Raw genomic sequence first — 5,333 nt, forward strand, 5'->3', positions numbered from 1 at the left:
AAGTCGAAGCACAAGCTGCCATTCGATGTCACCAGCCCGGACTTCATCCGCATCAATGGCGTGCCGTACCTGGCCGCCCGCGAGACTGAGGGCCTGAGCTGATGGTCTGCCCTTTCGACCGCGCCCAGGCCCTGGAACAGCGTCAGCGTGACCAGGCGATCGCCGCTGCTCGAGGCAAAGGGCCGGCGACAGGGCCAAGCCTCACCCATTGCGACGATTGCGGCGACGAGATCCCGGAGGCGCGCCGCGCGCTGGGCGGCATGACCCGGTGCGTCCCGTGCCAATCCACTTTCGAGAAAAGGGGCCAGCGATGAGCACGAACCAGGCAGCGCAGGACACCGCGATCGCGCTGGCCAAGGCCTCGCCCGCGATCGGGGTCGCCGCCACCGGCGTAACCGGCGCCGTCGATTGGTCGGCGGTCGCCTACATGCTGACGGCGGTTTACATGGTGCTGCAGATCCTCCTGCTGATCCCCAAATACCGCCAGATGCTGCGTGACTGGAGGATCAAACCATGAGCCTGCGTAACAAGATCCTGACCGGGGCCGTCGCCCTGGTGCTGAGCAGCAGCACGCTGATGGCGTTCTTGGGCAAGTGGGAAGGCGAAGGGCAGAACGTCGTCTACGCCGACAAGCTTGCCCGGGGCCTGCCGACCGTCTGCATGGGGATCACTCGCTACACCAGCCCATACCCGGTGATCGTGGGCGACTACTGGTCGCCGGAGCGCTGCGCCGAGGTGGAGCAGCTGGTGGTCGAGAAGGGACAACTGGCCCTCGCCGACTGCCTCACGAACGAGAGCATCACCCAGGACACGTTCGACGCACTGTCCAGCCACGGCCACAACGTCGGCGTGCCATCGACATGCGCAAGCCGCGCCCTGGTGTTGATCAACCTCGGGCGTATCAAGGAAGGCTGCCGGGCACTGGCCTGGGGCGCCGATGGGCGCCCCGTGTGGGCCTACGTCACCGACGCCAAGGGCCGCAAGGTGTTTGTACCCGGACTGCACGCCCGACGCCTCGAGGAGGCCGCCCTGTGCGCGGCCTAATCGCTCTGCTGGCCGTGGCCCTTATCGCCGGCGTGGCCTGGCTTGAGTTCGCGCATGTGCTGGAGCAGCGCGACCACGCCCGATCGGAGCGTGACACCGCGCAAACGGAAGCTGCGGGCCTGCGCGAAGCGGCACACCTCACCGGGCAGCGCCTGGCGATCGCCGCCGCCAACGACGCCCAACACTTTCAGGAACTGACCGATGCACTCAAACACAACCAGGATCTGCGCCGCGCTGTTGATGATCGTGATCAGCGGCTGCTCGTCAAAGCCACCTGCCCCGCAGTGCGTACCGGCTCCGGTACCGGCGCCGCCGGCGTGGCTGATGCAGGCCCCGCCGAACTCGCAGCAGACGCTCGATCGGATTATTTCACCCTCCGGGATCAGCTCGCCCTCAGCCAGAAAATGATTCTCGGCCTGCAGGGCCACATCCGCACCCTTTGCACGACCCCACCCACTACAGGAGCAATACCGCAATGACCGAACGCGCTGAAATCACCTTGGAAATCGGCGGCGAAGACTTCGACTTCGAGATCGATGTCGCCCACGTCACCAAGTACATCAACGGCCTGACCCAGGCGAACAAGATCGCCCCGTCCCACAACTTGCTGATGAACACCGTCAAGCAGGACCAGAAGGCCAAACTCAAGCCGCTCCTGGCTCACCCGTCCACCACCCTGGAGATCGCCGGCGCCCTGGTCGAGGAGTTCCAGCCGAAGGTTGAAGTCACCGTAAAAAAGCGCTCGAGCACGCTGAGCGCCTGACCGAGGACGGCCTAGGCCAACTGCTGGCCTTGGGCGAACGCTGGCTGCCCGGTGCCGCCCCGACGCCCGAGAACCTGGGCACAGCCAAATGGCTGGAGGACGAGCACTGGCGGCGGATGGAAATCGCAATAGCCAACGGCATCGCACGAGCATTCAACGGAAGCTGACCACCCCATGAGCGCGAACAACGCATCCAGCCGCCTGGACTTCATCCTGTCGCTGACTGACAAGGTCACTGCGCCCCTGGCGAAGGTGACCAAGGGCTTCAGTGACCTGGCGGAGAAGGGCGAAGCCAACATCAAGCAGATCGGTACCGGCGTGGCGGGCCTGTGGGGCTCGCTGACCGGCATCGAGGGATCCCTGGCACCGGCGCTGGAGGTCAATCGCGCCCTGGGCGATGTTCGCTCGCTGGGCGTGGCCCAGGACGCCCTGGACGCGCTCAACACCAAGTCCCTGGACTTTTCCGTTGCCTACGGCGAGAACGCCGCGTCGTTCGTCTCCTCGGCATACAAGATCGAGGGCGCCATCAAAGGCCTGGCTGGCTCCCAGCTGGCCACCTTCACCAACACCAGCAACGTACTCGCCAAGGCCACCAAGTCCGACACGGCGGTGATGAGCGAGTACGTGGGTACGCTGTACAACCTGCAGAAGCAGCAGGCCGACGTCATGGGCAAAAGCCAGTGGGTCGAGAAGCTGGGCGGCCAGACCGCCCTGGCGGTCCAGCTGTTCAGGACCAGCGGCGAGCAGATGAAAGACGGCTTCAAGGAAGCGGGCGCGATCGCTACCGCTTCGGGCATCGACCTGGCCGAACAGATGGCGGTCCTGGGCAGCCTGTCGAGCACCATGGAGAGCGGCGACGCCGGCGGACGCTACAAGGCCTTTTTCGAGAACATCGGCAACGCCTCGGACAAGCTGGGGATCAAGTTCACCGACACCAACGGCAAGGTACTGCCGATGCTCGACATCCTGGCCAAGCTGCAGGGCAAGTTCGGGGATCTGCGCAACGCCGCCGCAAACAACAAGCTGGTCGAGGCCTTCGGCGGCGAAGGCGCTCAGGTGATCGGCGCCCTGGCCCAAGACACCGACCGCCTCAAGAACGGTATTGACCAGCTCGGCAAGGTGCGGAGCCTGGAGCAGGCCGAGAAGATGGCCGCTGCCATGGTCGATCCCTGGCAGCAGCTCGGCGCGGCGGTCCAGTCGCTGCGCATCGCCTTCGGCCAGGCGCTGATCCCGATGCTGCAGCCGCTGATGACCCGCCTGGTCGATATCGGCAAGACGCTGACCCGCTGGACCCAGCTGTTCCCGAACATCACGCGGGTGATGGGGATCGCCACGCTGGCCACGCTGGCCATCACCGCCGCGATCAGCACGCTGAGCATCGTGGTGGGCCTGAGCAAGATGGCCATGCTGGGCCTGAACGTCGTCTGGACCCTGCTCACCTGGACCGGCTGGCGCAGCATCGCGATGTTCGTCGCCCATTCCATCCAGTGCGTGCTCCTGGTTGCGCGGGTGCTCGCCATGATCGCAGTCATCGGCCTGGCCAAAGGCGCCATGCTGCTGTGGCAGGGCGCTATCTGGCTGGTCAACGCCGCCATGATGGCCAACCCCGTGGGTCTGGTGATCGCAGGCATTGCGGCCTTGATCGCCCTGGTCGTGGCCGCTGTCGTGTACTGGGACGAGTGGACCAGCGCGCTGATGAACACCCAGGCGTTCCAATGGGTCGCTGACCAGGTGCAGCAGCTGAGCAACTGGTTCGGCTCGATGGGCGGCTGGGGAGCCATGGCGCAGTCCGCGTGGGACGGCATCGTGGCCATCTTCCAGAAGGCCATCAGTGGCCTGATCGACATGCTGAACAAGATCCCGGGCGTGAACATCGAGACCACTTTCGGTGACGTGCCTACGCCGCCCAACGTGCCGCAGATCCCTGGCCAAGCTGTGCCGATCGGCGTCACGCCAATGCCTGTGGCGCTTCCTGGCGCAGCGCTTGCGCCGGGTGCACCGCTCCCAGCGTCCGTCGAGCCGGTCACACCGCTACTGATGCGCATGGACGCCAAGCCGACAGCGCAGATAGAGCAGGCCGAGCGTAGCCGCGAGCGCCTGGCCCAGGCTGCGCCCAGCATCACGCCCGTTCGGCCTAACGCGGTGCCCCAGGGCGGGCTGATGAAGCAGATCCAGAACAACACACAGAGCCAGGATCGACGCATGCACGTTGAAAAGGTGGAGATCAACACCGGCGGCAAGCCAATGACCCCGCTGGAGCTGGAAAACATGATCGGCATGGCGGTGGGCTGATGAGCGAGTACATCGACCTACTGATTCAGGACAACGACCTGGTACTGGATCCCTCCCGCCAGCCGCTGCTGATCGAGGACCGGGCCAGCATCGCCCAGGACATCGCACACATGATCCGCGAAAGCGGGCTGCTGGTGACCCTGGTGGCCGAGCGCAGCCGCCAACGCCAGGCCGATTGCATCCTGCAGCTGGAGCTGCTGGTGGAAGACGACGAACGCCTGGTACCGGGCACCGCCCGGATCCTTGAGGACCGGCCAGGCGTGTACCTGGTCACGGCCAAAACCCTGAAATTCGGCGATATCGAGGTATTCCTGTGAGTGACGTAGATTTCCGCCGGGCGCTGACCGATGCCGGCATTCCGACGACCGAGGCAGGCCTGCGCCAGGCCTGGGAGGCCGAGGTGGCTGCCCAGGGCAGCAAGCTGAGCAACACCAGCGCCTACAGCCCGTTCTGGCGGGTCGTGACTGCGCTGGTGACCAAGCCTGTCATGTGGTTGCTGACGTTCCTGAGCGATACCGTCCTGCCCAACTTTTTCGTCAAGACGGCCAGCGGTGCCTGGCTGGATACCCTGGCGTGGGCAGTGAACACCGAGCGCAAGGGCGCAACCAAGGCACAGGGCGTGCTGCTGTTCACGCGGGAGAACACCGCCGGCGAGCTGCAGATGCCCGCCGGCGTGATCGTGCAGTCCGCTGCGATCAACGGGCACGTCTACCAACTGGTGACGATCGAGGACGCGACGTTCCCGGACGGGCGCCTGCAGGTGTCGGTCAAGGTCAGCGCCCGCGAGGTCGGCAGCGGCTACAACCTCGCCCCGGGTTATTACGCGATCCTACTCGACCCGGTACCGGGTATTGCCCAGGTCATCAACGCCGACGACTGGATGACTGCACCGGGTGCGGATCCTGAGCCAGACGACCAGTTGCGCCTTCGCGTCCGTAACCAATTCAGCGCGGTGAACCAGTGGCATACCGACGCCGTGTATCGCGCCATGATCGCCGCGTTCCCGGGCGTGCGGCCCGATGGGATCTACTTCGAACACGGCGCGCCACGCGGTCCTGGTAGCGCGAACGCCTACGTGCTGTTCGACGCCGGCGTGCCGGCGGAATCATTCCTGGAGCAGATCAACGCCCACATCCGCGACGGCGGGAACCATGGTCATGGTGACGACCTGGTCGTGTTCGTCATGCCGGAAACCCCGCATGCCATCAGCGTGACCGTGTGGCCCCGGCCAAAC

At 65.3% G+C, this 5,333-nt stretch carries 10 protein-coding genes; all 10 read left to right on the top strand.

Features of this window, described 5'->3' with window-relative positions; translation table 11 throughout:
- On the top strand, positions 1-102 hold a 102-nt coding region (locus tag VA602_RS05285; protein ID WP_323452685.1), incomplete at its 5' end, for a phage protein.
- The gene (locus VA602_RS05290; RefSeq protein WP_323452679.1) at positions 102-314 is read left to right on the top strand and encodes a TraR/DksA family transcriptional regulator; all 213 of its coding nucleotides are present in this window, start codon (positions 102-104) and stop codon (positions 312-314) included. The genes VA602_RS05285 and VA602_RS05290, both read left to right, overlap by 1 nt.
- Positions 311-517 carry a hypothetical protein gene (locus VA602_RS05295; RefSeq protein WP_323452680.1) on the top strand — a complete coding sequence of 69 codons (207 nt, stop codon included), beginning with the start codon at positions 311-313 and terminating at the stop codon, positions 515-517. Before VA602_RS05290 ends, VA602_RS05295 begins: the two co-directional genes overlap by 4 nt.
- Positions 514-1,044: a lysozyme gene (locus VA602_RS05300; protein ID WP_323452681.1), complete on the top strand. Its 531-nt coding sequence runs from the start codon at positions 514-516 to the stop codon at positions 1,042-1,044. Before VA602_RS05295 ends, VA602_RS05300 begins: the two co-directional genes overlap by 4 nt.
- A 56-nt stretch (positions 1,045-1,100) precedes the next feature.
- A complete protein-coding gene (locus VA602_RS26965) occupies positions 1,101-1,523 on the top strand; it encodes a lysis system i-spanin subunit Rz (protein WP_323452686.1) in 423 nt (140 codons plus the stop codon).
- A complete protein-coding gene (locus VA602_RS05310) occupies positions 1,520-1,807 on the top strand; it encodes a putative phage tail assembly chaperone (protein WP_323452682.1) in 288 nt (95 codons plus the stop codon). The genes VA602_RS26965 and VA602_RS05310 overlap by 4 nt, the downstream gene beginning before the upstream one ends.
- A gap of 20 nt (positions 1,808-1,827) precedes the next feature.
- Positions 1,828-1,974: a DUF6890 family protein gene (locus VA602_RS26740; protein WP_407682495.1), complete on the top strand. Its 147-nt coding sequence runs from the start codon at positions 1,828-1,830 to the stop codon at positions 1,972-1,974.
- A gap of 7 nt (positions 1,975-1,981) precedes the next feature.
- A complete protein-coding gene (locus VA602_RS05315; protein WP_323452683.1) occupies positions 1,982-4,099 on the top strand; it encodes a phage tail tape measure protein in 2,118 nt (705 codons plus the stop codon).
- Positions 4,099-4,416, top strand: coding sequence for a DUF2590 family protein (locus VA602_RS05320; protein WP_063541464.1), 318 nt, complete (start codon positions 4,099-4,101; stop codon positions 4,414-4,416). Before VA602_RS05315 ends, VA602_RS05320 begins: the two co-directional genes overlap by 1 nt.
- Positions 4,413-5,333 (top strand): baseplate J/gp47 family protein (locus VA602_RS05325; protein ID WP_323452684.1); only part of this gene is annotated, 921 nt, incomplete at its 3' end. The genes VA602_RS05320 and VA602_RS05325, both read left to right, overlap by 4 nt.

The sequence above is a fragment of the Pseudomonas machongensis genome (assembly GCF_034961125.1).
Classification (GTDB): domain Bacteria; phylum Pseudomonadota; class Gammaproteobacteria; order Pseudomonadales; family Pseudomonadaceae; genus Aquipseudomonas; species Aquipseudomonas machongensis.

Coding starts and splice junctions, on each gene's coding strand:
- VA602_RS05290 (WP_323452679.1), top strand. CDS start 102: ATGGTCTGCCCTTTCGACCGCGCCCAGGCCCTGGAACAGCGTCAGCGT.
- VA602_RS05295 (WP_323452680.1), top strand. CDS start 311: ATGAGCACGAACCAGGCAGCGCAGGACACCGCGATCGCGCTGGCCAAG.
- VA602_RS05300 (WP_323452681.1), top strand. CDS start 514: ATGAGCCTGCGTAACAAGATCCTGACCGGGGCCGTCGCCCTGGTGCTG.
- VA602_RS05310 (WP_323452682.1), top strand. CDS start 1,520: ATGACCGAACGCGCTGAAATCACCTTGGAAATCGGCGGCGAAGACTTC.
- VA602_RS05315 (WP_323452683.1), top strand. CDS start 1,982: ATGAGCGCGAACAACGCATCCAGCCGCCTGGACTTCATCCTGTCGCTG.
- VA602_RS05320 (WP_063541464.1), top strand. CDS start 4,099: ATGAGCGAGTACATCGACCTACTGATTCAGGACAACGACCTGGTACTG.